The organism is Haloquadratum walsbyi C23 (genome assembly GCF_000237865.1).
GTDB lineage: Archaea > Halobacteriota > Halobacteria > Halobacteriales > Haloferacaceae > Haloquadratum > Haloquadratum walsbyi.
Map to the genome: position 1 here is coordinate 240256 of NC_017459.1, position 14407 is coordinate 254662.

The 14407-nt window shown below is 50.3% G+C and carries 12 protein-coding genes and 1 pseudogene; 2 read left to right on the top strand and 11 right to left on the bottom strand.

Features of this window, described 5'->3' with window-relative positions:
- The first annotated feature begins 374 nt into the window (after positions 1 to 374).
- Positions 375 to 1811, top strand: coding sequence for an IS66-like element ISHwa10 family transposase (locus tag HQRW_RS01020; protein ID WP_014555098.1), 1437 nt, complete (start codon positions 375 to 377; stop codon positions 1809 to 1811).
- A gap of 10 nt (positions 1812 to 1821) precedes the next feature.
- Entirely contained in the window at positions 1822 to 3135 is a 1314-nt protein-coding gene (locus HQRW_RS01025; protein WP_014555099.1) for an RNA-guided endonuclease InsQ/TnpB family protein, read from the top strand.
- Between the two features lie 160 nt (positions 3136 to 3295).
- Here HQRW_RS01025 and HQRW_RS01030 read toward each other — a convergent pair whose 3' ends face one another.
- The 11 genes and pseudogenes from HQRW_RS01030 to HQRW_RS01075 form a co-directional block, all read right to left on the bottom strand.
- Positions 3296 to 3895, bottom strand: coding sequence for an NUDIX hydrolase (locus HQRW_RS01030; RefSeq protein ID WP_014555100.1), 600 nt, complete (start codon positions 3893 to 3895; stop codon positions 3296 to 3298).
- Positions 3896 to 4115: 220 nt separating this feature from the next.
- On the bottom strand, positions 4116 to 4685 hold the full coding sequence (locus tag HQRW_RS01035) for a DUF7109 family protein (protein ID WP_014555101.1): 570 nt from the start codon (positions 4683 to 4685) through the stop codon (positions 4116 to 4118).
- A 219-nt stretch (positions 4686 to 4904) separates the two neighbouring features.
- Positions 4905 to 6035 carry a glycosyltransferase family protein gene (locus tag HQRW_RS01040; protein ID WP_014555102.1) on the bottom strand — a complete coding sequence of 377 codons (1131 nt, stop codon included), beginning with the start codon at positions 6033 to 6035 and terminating at the stop codon, positions 4905 to 4907.
- Positions 6036 to 6192: 157 nt separating this feature from the next.
- Positions 6193 to 6657, bottom strand: a complete 465-nt coding sequence (locus HQRW_RS16660) for a zinc ribbon domain-containing protein (protein WP_338042664.1) — start codon at positions 6655 to 6657, stop codon at positions 6193 to 6195.
- A pseudogene (locus HQRW_RS16665) lies at positions 6646 to 6930 on the bottom strand (transposase); the annotation flags it as partial. The pseudogene HQRW_RS16665 and the gene HQRW_RS16660, both read right to left, overlap by 12 nt.
- Before the next feature lie 96 nt (positions 6931 to 7026).
- Positions 7027 to 8217, bottom strand: coding sequence for an aldo/keto reductase (locus HQRW_RS01050; RefSeq protein ID WP_014555103.1), 1191 nt, complete (start codon positions 8215 to 8217; stop codon positions 7027 to 7029).
- A 245-nt stretch (positions 8218 to 8462) separates the two neighbouring features.
- The gene (locus HQRW_RS01055) at positions 8463 to 9371 is read right to left on the bottom strand and encodes an SDR family oxidoreductase (RefSeq protein ID WP_014555104.1); all 909 of its coding nucleotides are present in this window, start codon (positions 9369 to 9371) and stop codon (positions 8463 to 8465) included.
- Positions 9371 to 9823 (bottom strand): DUF5791 family protein, encoded by a 453-nt coding sequence (locus tag HQRW_RS01060; RefSeq protein ID WP_014555105.1) that lies wholly within the window; start codon positions 9821 to 9823, stop codon positions 9371 to 9373. Before HQRW_RS01060 ends, HQRW_RS01055 begins: the two co-directional genes overlap by 1 nt.
- Positions 9824 to 9993: 170 nt before the next feature.
- Positions 9994 to 13077 (bottom strand): DUF7286 family protein, encoded by a 3084-nt coding sequence (locus tag HQRW_RS01065; RefSeq protein WP_014555106.1) that lies wholly within the window; start codon positions 13075 to 13077, stop codon positions 9994 to 9996.
- Positions 13077 to 13928, bottom strand: a complete 852-nt coding sequence (locus tag HQRW_RS01070; protein ID WP_014555107.1) for a DUF7284 family protein — start codon at positions 13926 to 13928, stop codon at positions 13077 to 13079. The genes HQRW_RS01065 and HQRW_RS01070 overlap by 1 nt, the downstream gene beginning before the upstream one ends.
- Positions 13925 to 14407: a DUF7285 family protein gene (locus HQRW_RS01075; RefSeq protein ID WP_014555108.1), complete on the bottom strand. Its 483-nt coding sequence runs from the start codon at positions 14405 to 14407 to the stop codon at positions 13925 to 13927. The genes HQRW_RS01070 and HQRW_RS01075 overlap by 4 nt, the downstream gene beginning before the upstream one ends.

Consider the following 14407-nt stretch of genomic DNA (forward strand, 5'->3'; position numbering starts at 1 on the left):
CTCACCGATTATAGAAATGCAAGGTGAATACACCCGCCTTCCCGTGAGGAACGAGCGTTACGACCGGGACGGTCGTAACCGAGCGACGAACAGGCGGGTGATGAAACCGACATGGGCGAGTCATATCTACACCACACTAACATGGCCGGATATTCCACGGTCTGACCACAAATTTTATAATAAAACAATTATAAACGATTATACAGACGTTTAGAATGCTGGTATGTGTTTACTCCCAGAACGATTTCGCCACTCTCTAGTAAATTGCTCTTGACTCTGCGATAGAGCAATGCAGACGACAAGGTGTTTTCTGAGGGACGGTCTCCCTGCCGGAGACCGTCCTGTGTCGTCTGCACTGGTTGAGGTGTATTGTGATGGTCACTGATAAGAAGGTGGAGCAACTGCTTGAGCGGATCACTCATCTCGAAAATCGCATTGATGAACTTGAGCAGGAGAATAAAGAGCTCAAGCAAGCAAATCAGCAACTCCGGAAAGAGAACAAGCGTCTCAGAGCCAAGCTTCGGTGGTACGAGGGACCACATACACCACCGAGCAAAGACCAATCGGACCAGGAGGAGTCGTCCTCGTCCACACCGGACGAGGACGACGAACAACCACGTACTGACGGTGGCACCCCTGGTCGAAAGTCCGGACATGATCCGGAATGGCGCGACGCTCCTGACCCTGATCGAGAAATCGAGGTTACCTGTGACTGCTGTCCAGACTGTGGTGAAGCGTTCGACGAGTCGGCGGGCGTCAGCCCCCGACTCGTCGAGGAACTCCCGGATCCACAGCCGCCAGAGGTCACACAGTACAACCGCCACCACTACGAGTGTCACTCTTGTGGTGCCGAAACTGTCGCCTCACATCCCGACTGCCCCGATGAGGGGCAGTTCGGGGTGAATGTCATTGCACAGGCGGCGCTCTCTCGGTACGATCACCGCCTTCCCTACCGGAAGATCGGCGATCGCTTCGAACAACTCCACGGACTGGAACTGTCAGGCGCGTCCGCATGGCACTCGACCGAGCGCGCTGCGCGCGCCGGTCGCTGTGAATACGAACAGATTCGCCGTCAGATCCAGCAAGCCGGCGTTGTCCACGTTGACGAGACTGGAATCAAACGCGACGGCGAACAGGCATGGATCTGGACGTTCACTACCGAGGAACACACGCTGTACGCAGTCAGAGAGAGTCGAGGAAGTGATGTTCCCGCGGAAGTCCTCGGCGAGGACTTCGCAGGAACGGTCGTCTGTGATGGGTGGACGGCGTATCCGGCTTTCAGCAGCAACCTCCAGCGGTGTTGGGCGCATATTTTACGGGAGGCTGAAGATGCCGCCGACAAACAGGTGGAAGGCGAACCAATCTACCGTGCCCTCAAGCAGCTGTACGTCGCTCTCCAGACCCGGCTGGAGAGCGACTTGACAGTCCGTGAGCGAGCAGAACTCCAACTTGTGGCGCGGAGAGAGCTTGAATCGCTGATAGAACGGTCAGTCCCTGACGGACCAGTGGCAACACTACTCGGGAAGATCGAAAGGGGTCTCGACCACTGGCTCACCTTCATTGGTGAGCCAGCGGTCTCTCCAACGAATAATTCGGCTGAAAACGCCCTCCGTGAGCCCGTAGTTCTCCGGAAAATCATCGGAACTCTCCGCAATGACCGCGGGATGTTCGTTCACGAAACGTTGCTGTCCCTGCTGGCGACATGGCGCCAGCAGGGACGCAATCCCTATGGCGAATTCAAGCGGGTCTCCCAAGATAATGAGATGATTCCACGGGCTCAAACCGTGCCGGCAGTTGAATCATCGGGGTAAAGACATACGAATGCTGGAAGTCCACCGCACCCATCAAGCGAACATCCGCAACCACAGTCAGGTTGCAGAGTCACTTGACCGTCACGGGTGGAGTGCCAGTAAACTCTGGAACGTCGCTAACTACCACTCCCGCGAAGTCTGGGAAGAGACGGGCGATATTCCTGATCATGAGGAGTTAAAAGCCGGGTTGAAGACTCATCCAACCTACAAGGGACTGCACTCACAGTCCAGTCAGCGGGTTCTGGAGGAACTCGCTGAAGGCTTCAACTCGTGGTACGGCTCCGAAGACGACAGGGACAACCCACCGGGCTACCGCAAACAAAACTACTACGACGACGAGGGTCGTCGTGTCCACGAAGAACACCCACGCAGTACGGTGACGTGGAAGCAAAACGGATTCAAACACGACCCCGAAAACAACCGTGTCCGCCTCTCTAAGGGCGCGAATCACAAAGAGCATCCGAAAGCGTGGGAGTACATCCTTGTCGAATACGAAACCCGCCCCGGCATCACGGTCGAGAACATACAGCAGGTCAGATCCGTCTACGATCAGCACAAAGAGCGATGGGAACTCCATCTCGTCTGCAAAAACGAGATTGAGACACCCGACGCTCCCGGCACCGAGACGGCGGGTATCGACCTTGGTATCAGCAACTTTGCCGCTGTCGCCTACAGCACCGAAGACGCTGACCTGTACCCCGGGAACCGCCTGAAACAAGACGGCTACTACTTTCCGAAAGAGATTGCTACGTGCGACGACGCGGGTGGTAACCGAGCTACCAACTTACAGAAGAAGTGGTCAGAACGACGCACTCACTTTTTCCACAGCCTTGCGAAACATATCGTTGAACGCTGCGTTGAGAACGGTGTTGGTCGCATCAACATCGGTGATTTGGAGGGTGTTCGAGAGGATGAAGACGGTAGCTCGAAAAACTGGGGCAAACATGGCAATCTTGACTTACATGGATGGGCGTTCGACCGATTCACCAGTATCCTCGAATACAAGGCGAAGGGTGAGGGAATCAAGATCGTGGAAGTGGATGAGCATGATACGAGCAAAGCGTGTTGTGTCTGCGGTCGGACAGACGAGAATCAACGTGTTGAACGCGGGCTGTACGTCTGTGAGTCGTGCGATGCAGCGTTCAACGCTGATGTGAATGGGGCGGAGAACATCCGTTTCGAGTTGAACCAAAGTAACTCCGAGTCTGCACCTGATTTGGGTGGAGATAGGAGTACCGGCTGGTTGGCACAGCCAGCAGTCTATCTTCATGACTTGTCCCACGGATTCTCACCGCGGGAACAAGTGGTAGACTGCAAACCCTAATATCCCAATCCAGCGGTTCGGTGCCGTGGGATTCCTCCGTCTTCAGGCGGATGGAGGATGTCAAATGAAGTGAATACCTGAGAGAGCCGACTGAGAGCGTTATATCATCTCGAAGACCCATGTTAATTAACCAATTAATGATTGTATTTGAAACAATCTACTATATCGGGAGATCAGAATCAGGATCAATCACACGATCAACTTCTTCCGGTGCACTCCAGTCAGTTGTTAATTCAAGTAACTGAACGAGCATTCGACCGGTTGCACCCCACACAGTATACCCATTAACGTAGAAAAAATGAAGTCGAATCGCACCATGGACTGGGTGTTCGCGCCGAGTCAGTTCATAATTGCTCAGATCAGTGAGCGCTGAGACTGGAAGTGGAACAATCTCAGCCACCTCACGCTCATCAGGGTGATACTCACGATAAGGAATACGGACGACAAACGGTCGAACAGCGTAGTCCGTAACTGTAAGGATATCATCAAGTCGCCCATGGAATTGTGCCTCTGTTGAGTCAAGTCCAATCTCTTCATTTGCCTCACGAAGCGCAGTCTCTCGAAGGTCCGTGTCACTTGGTTCATGCGATCCCCCAGGGAAGCTCATCTGACCAGGATGCTCACCAAGATGATCTGCACGTTTCGTGAATAACACATGTCGCTCAGCGCCAATTCGCACAATTGGTGCAATGACAGCTGCGCGTCGACCAGCATCTATGACTGGTGTTGGGGCGTGAGTATTCACTGCCGAGAGGTTCATGTACAACATCACATATTAGTTATGCAACCCGTATAGCCGTGATGGTTGCATATAATATGGCATGGATACTAAAAATCAAACCGTAGGTATTCTAAAAGCATCCTCGCAGTTGATCGGAGCTATACACATGATTCGGGGGCATGTTAATACAGTCCATCTCATCAATCTCAGACTCATAAAGAGAGCAAACGAATCTAGTGCCAGAAATTAGTTATTTTGTTTAATCCTCGGCTAATGCAGAATTAAGCCGGCACCGCACATCGCTGATCAGGTCATCATTTGCTGTTGCTACTCCAGCCCATGTTTCAATATCGTATGTGACATCACGGAGATATCTCATTAATTCAATATCATTATTTGTGATTGCTTGTTCGGTATCATCACGGAGTCGATTTATGACAGCATAAGTGGCTGCTTCGTGGTCGATTGCCTGACCATCTGTCTCAAGAATTCGCGGGAGATCCTCAGCATGCGCCGGAAGTGTCGGAAATGCGGTTGGACCAGGCGCAATCCGATTTAATTTTGTTTCATCGATATTAGAATTGATATCACTCGACTGTTCATTCGGATGTTGTATTGAACGCATCTCATCCTCGGTGGATGGATAGATAATAAGTCGATATTGATTGATCGCGGTTGTGATCATCTCCTGTCGTGTGTCAGACTCAACCTCGATACCCTGTCGAAATGCCATTTCAACAATTGCAGTATCGACTGCGTCGTGAGTCAATGTCCCGAAGAGATCAACAATACCAGCCAATTCATCGAGTGAGATAAACTCCTCAGTCATTGCTTGAGTGCTCACAGTGTGGGTGTATTAGTCTATCTCTGTTTTGGACTGTATCTCATATCTTACTATCGATAGCATAGATGCATATACATATGCATATATATACAATCACACTGAGGTATCTTGACCTGCTTGCGCTCATCACATATTAACAAGGATAGTTGATTCAATAAAATATCAAGTATGATTTTGCGTATACTCTTCGATATAATGAGCTACTTATTCAATTGATGAATCAGTATCATCTTCAGTCAATTCAGTGTTGACTGCATCAGCATCTGCAACTGCGGCATCAACAACAGCAGATGGTGTTATATCAACATCACTCCACGCTGGAAGATAATCTGGGCTTCCGGGCGGTTGGATACTCTTTGTGTATGTCTCAATCTGCTCGCGCTCACGAGAGCGAGGATATTCGAATCCATTGAATGTAGCATCAATTGCATACTGATCAAGAAGTTGCTTTGCTGTGTTTCGATATCGGTGTGGAAGTGTTTCGAAGTCAATCGAAATATCATGTTGTGCGATTGTTCGAAAGAGTGTTTCACCAACTGAGCGACTCATCTCTGAGAGTCCAGTGGGTCCAGAGACAGCCCTATGATCATGCTCATACCGACCAAGATCAACCTGCGCTGTATGTGCAAATCCAGCAGCATCAAACGCATCAGCAAGCGTTCCGACCTCAAGTCCCCACGAACGAGGAGCCCGAATCTGTGTAACCATCTCGGCAGTTGCGGCGAACTCTCCTGCGAGTGCATATCGAAATGAATCCAAATAGCGGAGATATGATGTTGGATGTGCCGTGCGAAGTGCACGAATAAGTGGGACGTAAAATAATCTAAATAATCGCCCGTACAACTGCCGATCCTCAACACGTGCATAGTATCCCTTTGTGAATTTGAATCCGTGCGCAAGCGGAAAGAGCAATCGCGTGAGAAATGAGCTATCATAACTCACTGTATCCGCATCGTGTACGACGACAAATTCTTCTTCAGCTGCACGACCAAGTGCAAGCCACACATCACGACCCTTGCCACTTCGTCCCTCAAGTCCAGCCCCTTCTAAGAGCTTAGAAACACGAGGACCATCACACCAAAGCACCTCAAGTGTCAGGTCGTATGTTGCAAGCCACTGTCGAAATGAAGTAACCCGAGTTGGTGGTGCCCGAAGTGGGACAATGACCCTGGCTGGATTGAGATCTTCGAGTGTAGTGAGCACACGGTCAGCCGCAAGTCCAGCGTATTCCCGCTCGGTCATTGGAACAACTACAGATGCACGTTCGATTGGTGCTGATGGCCGAGGATCATCAAGTTCGTGCAAAGTCGCGATTGATGATTGCACATACTCCATTTAATTATCTCTATTTGGGATAGGTCAAAAGCATCTGGATTATCGACGCCAGACCTGTCTTGATATTGAAAATAAGACGGTGGCAGTGACGATGATATTGACTTCCTCCACACGACTGAACTCGTGGGATTCCTCCGTGGGTAATCCAACCAGTCGATTACCCCGGCTGTGAACTTGCGGGTTCGCTGACGCTGGGTTGGTCAAATGAACGCGACTGTTCCCCAAATTCGGCGGGTATCCAGTCGTGCTCATTCCACTTCCAGTACGCCCCATTAGAGGGTGCGTCCCTGTTGCGTTCAACACACAGGGCAGCAGGCCGAGCCATCGACCCAACTTCAGACTGCATGATGTTCCACGCCCCTGCCACGTCACTGTGACCCTTTGATTCACACTCATGACAGCTAAACGAATCGCCAGTCCGAGTCACATCGTTACTCCCGCACTTCGGACACTCACTACTCGAATCAGCTTCGCTCACTTCTTCAACAGCAATCCCAACATCACCGAGTGTCAGTTCTATCCGCTCCAGTAGTTGCCGATGCGACCAGAAGGCGTAGTTCTTTTCGTTCACGTCAGCACTCCAATGCGTGTCTAACACATTGATAAGCTCACCAACGTACACGGTGTCAATGTTCCGTTCGAGCAGCCACTCTGTGGCGTGTTTTACTGCCGCATTGCGGCTGTGATCTCGTATTCGTGACCGCTCTTCGTACAGGCATTGGATACGGCAGCTCGTGTACTTGTCATCTGGGAGCTCCGATTGGAGTGTAGCGATTCGCTCAGAATAGCTCAGGAACCGCTCAAACTCTGGACGAGCGTGATACACCGCCGTCTCACCATGTTCAGTGACGACAGCCAACGTGTTGTTTGCACCTACGTCGATGGCAACTGTCTGCGTCGTGTTAGATGATCACTTGGCTTTCGGTCGGCAGAGACTCTCAGATATGGATAATCAATGACAAGGCAGGGGCATCGTGTGTGGATGTAGCTATTACTCAAATATCGCATCAAACGCTTGAGCACCGAGTGGGTCAAATGTTCCAGCGGCAACGTTCTCAGAGACATGCTCTGGGGATCCAGTGCCAACAAGTGCAGTGGTGACTCCTGGGGCACTGCGAGTAAAATTAATTGCTCGTTGTGCCGGCGTTTCCCCTGATAATTCAGTATCAACAGCTGGCGGGATTGCATCTCTATTTGTGAGGTCACCTTGCGCAAGCGTTGCACTTGCAATGACGTTGATTCCACGCTCTTGTGCATATTGAAGCGCGCTAACCTCTGTAGTCGTCTCAGTATCTGTGTTTGTATTGTTATCGAATATACTCTGATTTTGAGCAATACCGGTAGTATCTCCCTGCACAGCCGTATCGTCTCTATGTGCTGGGTCAGGGTGTGCCATTGTAGTAAATGCATCTGACATTTGAATACTGAATGGAAGCTGTATCGCCATGAATCCACATTCATCGACTCCAACGGTATCAGCAGCCGCTTCGGCACATGCAACAACGCGTGGAAGTGACAAATATGAGTCGTGATCCGGAGAGACACGGAATGCGTTCCAACTTGCGACGCCATATCCCCCAATATCCCCAGTCGCGCAACGGCGCTCAAGTTGCTCAAAAGCTGCAGTTAATTGTTCATAGACAGCTGTCTGAGAACGAACAGTGAGTTGTGTCTCAGGATTATGGACATAATAGCAATCAATGTCGTCAACACCAAGATTTCTTAGAGACTGATCAACCATCGAATCAATAAATGCCGGAGTGAGAGCATGACATCCACGAGCCAGTGAAGCAGCGTCCAGGGTTCCATTCTGAATAAATTCCTCAGTAATGTATTCACCCGGATCTGCTGGTTTCTCCCCATCAAAAGGAATAAATCCGCCTTTTGTTGCAAGGACAATCGCATCGCGGTCAACGGTTGCATCAGCGATTGCATCTCCGACAACCCGTTCGCTTCGTTGGCATCGATAATTGATTGCAGTATCAAGATGATTGACACCCGACTCAATTGCATCGACTAATGCACGGTAGTAGCGGTTATCTGCATCATCTGTTGCTGCTCCAAGGTATGTTCCAATCCCAATACTGGAGGTAACGCCTGGATCAAATCGGCGGAAATATGTCCGACCAAACTCCTCCCCAAATTGTTTTCGATAATTCCACGTACCCCGCTTCGTCGCCATACATTATTTATCAATCACGCAGATAAACGCCCATCGGTGCTGAAATATAGATATACTCCATCATCTGTGGATGTCAAATACAGATAGTGACTTTGAGCGTATCTGATATCGAGTAGCTCTGTTTCTGATATGAATCATAGTGATTAGTGCAAGTCTTTACCGCCGTGATTATCGGTGTCGGTGATGGGAGCCGCTGAATCCGCGTCATTCGACACCGTCAGTGAAACTATTCAAACTAATCACTATCAGAGCGTGTCCGGGTCTGCTCCATCGGCGACAGCCGCAGTTGGTTCAGCGTATCCCTCACGATACGTCGGATATGAAAACGTATAATCAAGTTCATGCAGATAATCGTTTGAACATCGCTTACTCGTTCGGACGCGCCGTTGTGCTGTCTCAGAGAGGTTTGATTTCGCAAGTCGCTCCGAAACAGTCTGTTTGGGTGGGTCAGGGCGACCACATGCCGTTGCAATCCAATCAGCGAATGTCCATTTATGAGCCGGCTCATCATCGACGGCAAGGACACATTCCTCACGAGCGACGTCTGCAGTAAGTACGTGATTAATGACACCGGCTGCATCATCGCGATGGATCATATTGAGATATCCCTCAGTTACCGGTCCTGAAAGATATCGCGTCAATCGATATCGATTTGGACCGTATAATCCAGCAAATCGAGCGACAGTTCCATCGATTCCGACATCCCCTGTTTCCTCGAGTGCGATTGATTCTGCTGTTTTGAGAACTTGTGTTTTCTCAGTTGTTGGATCAAGCGATGTTGATTCATCAACAAATTCACCATTATGATCACCATATACACCGGTTGAGGATGTGTATATGAGTCGATCTGTCGACTCGCGTTCAGCGTATGTAGCAATTGCATTTCGAAGCCCATCAACGTAGATTCGTCGGGCTGACTCAGCACCTCGACCACCGGAACTGGCGGCGAATATGATCCATTTAGCATCTGGGAGTGTCGAAAGCGTCTCCGGATGGGTTACATCAGCCTGCTGGGCATGAAATCCTGCTGCCTCAATCGAATTCAGCCCACTTTCTGAGCGTCGAACACCAGTCACCGTGTGCCCGGCTGCCTGAAGTTGTGTGCCAAGTTCAATACCGACGTATCCGCAACCAATAATAACGGCATGAGCCATTACTGATCATTACGTTCAGCAAGGAACTGCTGAATCGCTGCAAGTTGTGCAAGCGTCATTGCCGCTCGACCCTCGAGTGCCTGTTGCACTTCTTGACCAGAGAGATCAAGATCAACATTTGACGCAATAATATCAACATCAACAACGGTTGTGGTCATTGACATCAGTAGATGATCACGAAGCTCAAAAATGACTGACTCCGCATCAGGACGAGTCTGATGAACCGCAAGGATTGCTGCTGCATCTTCAGTCCGGAGATCTGGGATTACTGGCGTGTCTGTATCGGGATCGATATTCGAAAGCGTCTCAATTGTCTTTGCATCAACGTCTGTCTCTTCGGTGACAGTATCAACCCCAACATCGGTGATGACATCATGAAGTTGCTGTTCATACGCTGCACAAAGTGCATCAGGTGTCAGTGAACCAGGATTATCTGCTGCATCATAGAGCATATCGCCTGTCAATACCGCGGCGATAAAACAGTTGTTGACATATCGATGCGACCTCCTACCATATGGTCGATATAATGGAGTCCGATAGAAATATCACATAAGATAATGTCAAGATATAAATTCAGATTAACTCAAAGATTCCTATATACTATATTATCACGGGTAATAACTCACTCAGGTGGGCAGTATCCGGTCGGGGTTGTGCATTGTGCGTCAGCGCCTGCCCCTGTCCACCCAACAGAACGCTCATCCATATTTCCATCAACATCTCCAACACCGAATGGACCAGATGGGACGACCACAACCGTGGCGGTTCGAACGGTAAAATCAATCCGTTCATTCCGCCCGAGTGTTTCTGTGGTTCCATCGCCGTCTATATCGAGCGACACTGCTGACCCATCACGAACATACTGCATTGACCCGGATGCAGTGCCAACGGCAAACCGCCCATATGCGCCGCGAATATCGACTATCCAGAGGTTGACCGTTGCAACCCATGGATTGAATGTCGGGAGTATCGGAAGTCCGGCAGGAATTGTTGTCACTGTTCCTTTTGTTGCCCGTGTTACAGCACGTTCGGTTGCATTCGCCGCCGCCCCAGAGGCGACTGATTGAGCACCCTGTTTGAGTGATGACATTGTGTCATCGACTGCTGGCTTAGGGACTTGAACTGACTTACTGGTTGCTACTTTTCGAAGGTCAACTCGTAATGCGGTCTCAACCCGATCATACTCATGCTCATGTCCATATGTATATGCTTCGCTTCCCCGGCTGAGTGCTTTCGTTGAGATAGCTTTGGCAAGCGACCCATTCGCAGCGGCTAATGCGACCGAACCACCATCCCACATTGCAATCGAATCATCAATCGCTGCTGTCCGCGCTGCATTCGAGAGATCTGTTTCCGATTTGAGTGTATGGTCAGCTTGTTGTTCAACATCTTCCATTGAGTCATTAATTGCTGCTGCGAGTGTATTGCGCCGGGTGCGTAAGGTTGTATCCGGGGCAACGGCAAGACGAGTATCCGCTGCAATCAGCGCTTGTCCAGCTGTTTGGAGTGAAACACGCCCTCCAGAGCCGAAGACCTGGGATACAATTGTATCGGCTGTATCAGCATATGGAATGGCAAACACATTCTGATTGCGTGCTGCAAGCGGGATGTATGACGTCTCATCACTAACACCATCGACAAGTGTTGCATTAACAGGGCTCACTCCAAGGTATGCGGGATCACCGTCAGGGATGATAGTCAGCGGAGCAGAAACACCATTGGCAGTGCCAAGTGTTCGACGGGGTGGCGTGGTCATCGGAGTCAACCCTGCAAGTTTGTTTATATGAGATGCAGATATCCCTGGCAGATCAAGTCTCTCCGTTATTCCATTGTTTTGTTGCGTTGTCTGCTCTGATTGCTCTTCGAGTTGGGCAATGACAGCGTCAATATACGCCCCTCTCATTGCGACTCGAACACGGTCGGCAACGCCATCATATCGCCGTGGTGGGTCAATCAGAGAATATCGCCGACGGTGGAGTATGTCTGTAAGCTGTTCTGCAGCGTTTGCTTGTCCTGTTGCGATATCATCACCGCTGACCGTCACCGAGATGGTTCGAACCTGCTCACGGAGAGAACTCACATCCTCATATATCCATGTTGAAAGTGATTCCGGTCGTTGACCCCTGACAGTCCGGGTTGCAGTCACATCACCATTTACTGCCGCTCGTCGTGCGATATCGTCATAGCCACCATTATTTTTTATTAGTCGTTGTGCTGCATCCGTCGTTTCAACGAGATTCGGACCGTCAATTGCCCCACCGGGTTCAAAACTGGGGGAAATCCCACGCGTCGGAACCGCGAGTGGTACAACTCTCCCTGTAAGGTGTATCTGCACATGCGAGCGCTGACGCCACGAGTCCGTTGTTGTCCGAGGAGATTTCTCTGGTGCATGCCATGTCCATTGCACTGTTGAGTCAACTGTTACTGAGCGTGCAGCGATATTGATCGTTTGTCGCCCAATTCCATCACTAAATCGAGGGCTCACCCATGTTGGAGAGGCAGGCGTCACAGTCACTTTGCGTGATACATCTGTCTCAGCAAGCGTCCAGTTTGCTCCTGGCGGGGTAGGTGTTGTCGGACGCCCACGCCACTGTATATCGACATCAGTTGTGAGTTGAGCCCATGCCGTATAGCCGGTCTGACTGATCTGTTTATATGATGCTGTGGTATCCCCTTCTCGGATAACTGCAAGAAATGCCTCATCAGCCGTGCCGTTCACCCCGACTGTAATCGTCCGCTCTGCTGAGGGGACTGGATCGGGATATTTTGACTTCGTTTCGCGCACGCGCAACCGTTCAGGGGCGTTTGGTCCTGGGATTGCACCGGTAACCACAGCGGAAACACGCGGTGGTGTCAATGGGGTAAGAACATCATTCATCCCTGTATTGAGTGTTGCTATTCGGAGTCCTGCAGCAGCATCGGGGTCACTCCGTCCAAAAACCGCTCGCTGTGAGTCAACAAGACCAGCATTCGTTGAAAGTGTCACATGTGAATTCGATAAAACATTTTCAATTGGTGCACCAGCATACTGTCCCAGCCCACGAGCCTGTGTGACTGCATTTAACCCGATTGTTGTCCGTCGAGCAAGACCTGGACCCCCAAGCGCATCAGCATCAAGTCGACGCTGAAATTTCACTGTTTGATCATGAAGCGCAAGAACGGGAACCGCAACCGTCATGCTTCGATTAATAACGCGAGTATTGACAACGCGGTTATCACGCATGACTGTCAACTGTATTCCTCGAACCGTCGTGCGGAGCTCAGTCCCATCATCAACACCTACAACGGAGACGTGTGTAAGCAACGGTTCAATATCACTATACTGTGGGAGTGTAACACGTGCGGCACTTCGACCACGCTGATGCTCAATATTCATCAATGCCTCACGCGTTTGAAGATAGATTCTCAACTCAAGCGCTCGACGAAATGTGGCAGTCGTCCCAAGCGCACGTCCAACAGCGCTCTCAGTGGGGATAGTAACAGGCTCTCGGGCTGCAGCATGGGCTGCACGACGGATCGCACCACGAAGGGCAGCAGTTGTCTCAGCGTCGACACGGTCGGCAACCGCATCAGCTGTCCGGTCAACTGGTGCTGCCCCAGGTGTCGCAAGTGAAAACGTAATCATTGAACTCCCAACAAGCAAGAGCACACCAACCAGCGCGAATGGAACACGAGCACGATCATCAGACCCGATTGAGCGACCCATTATGATCTACCGCCATGATCCCATGTTCGAATGACAATCTCGACCGTCGACACCGATACCGCCTCAGTTGCCACTGCTGGTGTTTCATATCGATCTCGAAGATCACTCGTGATTTCTGGGGCAAGTGCCGCTGTCAATCGTTCATTTGCCTCAGAGGTATCCTCTATTGCCAGTGGCTCAGCAAGCGATGCATTGGTCAATGACTGCAATTGAGCGTAGCGATGCCGAGTGAGAGTTATCTCTGGTTCATCATCACGCATCATGACCCGTGCTGGTCCTGGTGGAATAACAACAGCAATAATACGCGCAGCAACAGCAGTTCCAAGAGTTTGAAACTGGTCATGGGTATCGATTGCGAGTGGCTCAACGCCGACGGGGATGCTTACAGTCGCGGTATGCACATCATCAGACAGTGGTCGTGGACCAACACTGAAGTGAGCAAATAAAGGCGACCCTGGATATGGTATCCAACGAGCATCAACACGGACACGCCCACCTGTTCGAGCGCGGACAGCGTTGCGAACCCGAAGGCGAAACATATCATCTATCCGTGTGATTTGTGCTTTTTGTGTTCGAGTTCCGCTGATTGTCGCATGTGTAATAAGTCCGGCAAGTGTCCCATGAGTCCGACGAGTGAGGTGATGACGGTCAGGAGAGATTGCTTGATCAGCGAGATTATTGACTTCTAACCGTGGTGAGTGTTCAACAGTTGTGGTGGTGGTTGTGAGTGTATTAGCAACGGTATCAGCACGGTCAATCCGTGTTGGTGGTGATTGATCGACGGTAAGAACGCCTGCAATCGCAGCCGTAATGAGTATAATACAAACAAGTGCATCAACGGCTGCATTCATTGCCACACTCGAACAATAATAATACCCCAATCAACACCACTGTCAACGGCAACACCAACCGAGCGGGTGACACTGTCAGTGTGAGCATTGTCTACCGGTGGGTGTGGTCCATACTGCCATTCATCAGAGTCAGTATAAATTGAAATATTCGCTTGATATCCCCGAGGAACAGACATCGATGCTGACGTAGGAGCGACAGTCACGTTGGTTGGGTCAAGCACACCACCGGGTGCGTGAATATCGATAATTCGATCTGCAGTCGGTCCGGCGAGTTCACGATCAGATGATGACTGAAAGATGTCTGTTAGTGTCGTTGCATACAGTGATACGCCCACGCAAACAGCGAATAATGCAATTAGTGCAACAATTGGTGGTGTTTGTGCGCGACACTCAATAGAATCAGGATTAACATCAAGACTAAAATCACGATTAGCCATCCAGGTATCTGGTAATATTGACAATGGTGTCCAAGAGCGCAT

Coding starts and splice junctions, on each gene's coding strand:
- HQRW_RS01065 (WP_014555106.1), bottom strand. CDS start 13,077: ATGGGTCGCTCAATCGGGTCTGATGATCGTGCTCGTGTTCCATTCGCG.
- HQRW_RS01075 (WP_014555108.1), bottom strand. CDS start 14,407: ATGCGCTCTTGGACACCATTGTCAATATTACCAGATACCTGGATGGCT.
- HQRW_RS01060 (WP_014555105.1), bottom strand. CDS start 9,823: ATGCTCTATGATGCAGCAGATAATCCTGGTTCACTGACACCTGATGCA.
- HQRW_RS01040 (WP_014555102.1), bottom strand. CDS start 6,035: ATGGAGTATGTGCAATCATCAATCGCGACTTTGCACGAACTTGATGAT.
- HQRW_RS01035 (WP_014555101.1), bottom strand. CDS start 4,685: ATGACTGAGGAGTTTATCTCACTCGATGAATTGGCTGGTATTGTTGAT.
- HQRW_RS01050 (WP_014555103.1), bottom strand. CDS start 8,217: ATGGCGACGAAGCGGGGTACGTGGAATTATCGAAAACAATTTGGGGAG.
- HQRW_RS01070 (WP_014555107.1), bottom strand. CDS start 13,928: ATGAATGCAGCCGTTGATGCACTTGTTTGTATTATACTCATTACGGCT.
- HQRW_RS01030 (WP_014555100.1), bottom strand. CDS start 3,895: ATGAACCTCTCGGCAGTGAATACTCACGCCCCAACACCAGTCATAGAT.
- HQRW_RS01055 (WP_014555104.1), bottom strand. CDS start 9,371: ATGGCTCATGCCGTTATTATTGGTTGCGGATACGTCGGTATTGAACTT.
- HQRW_RS01020 (WP_014555098.1), top strand. CDS start 375: ATGGTCACTGATAAGAAGGTGGAGCAACTGCTTGAGCGGATCACTCAT.
- HQRW_RS01025 (WP_014555099.1), top strand. CDS start 1,822: ATGCTGGAAGTCCACCGCACCCATCAAGCGAACATCCGCAACCACAGT.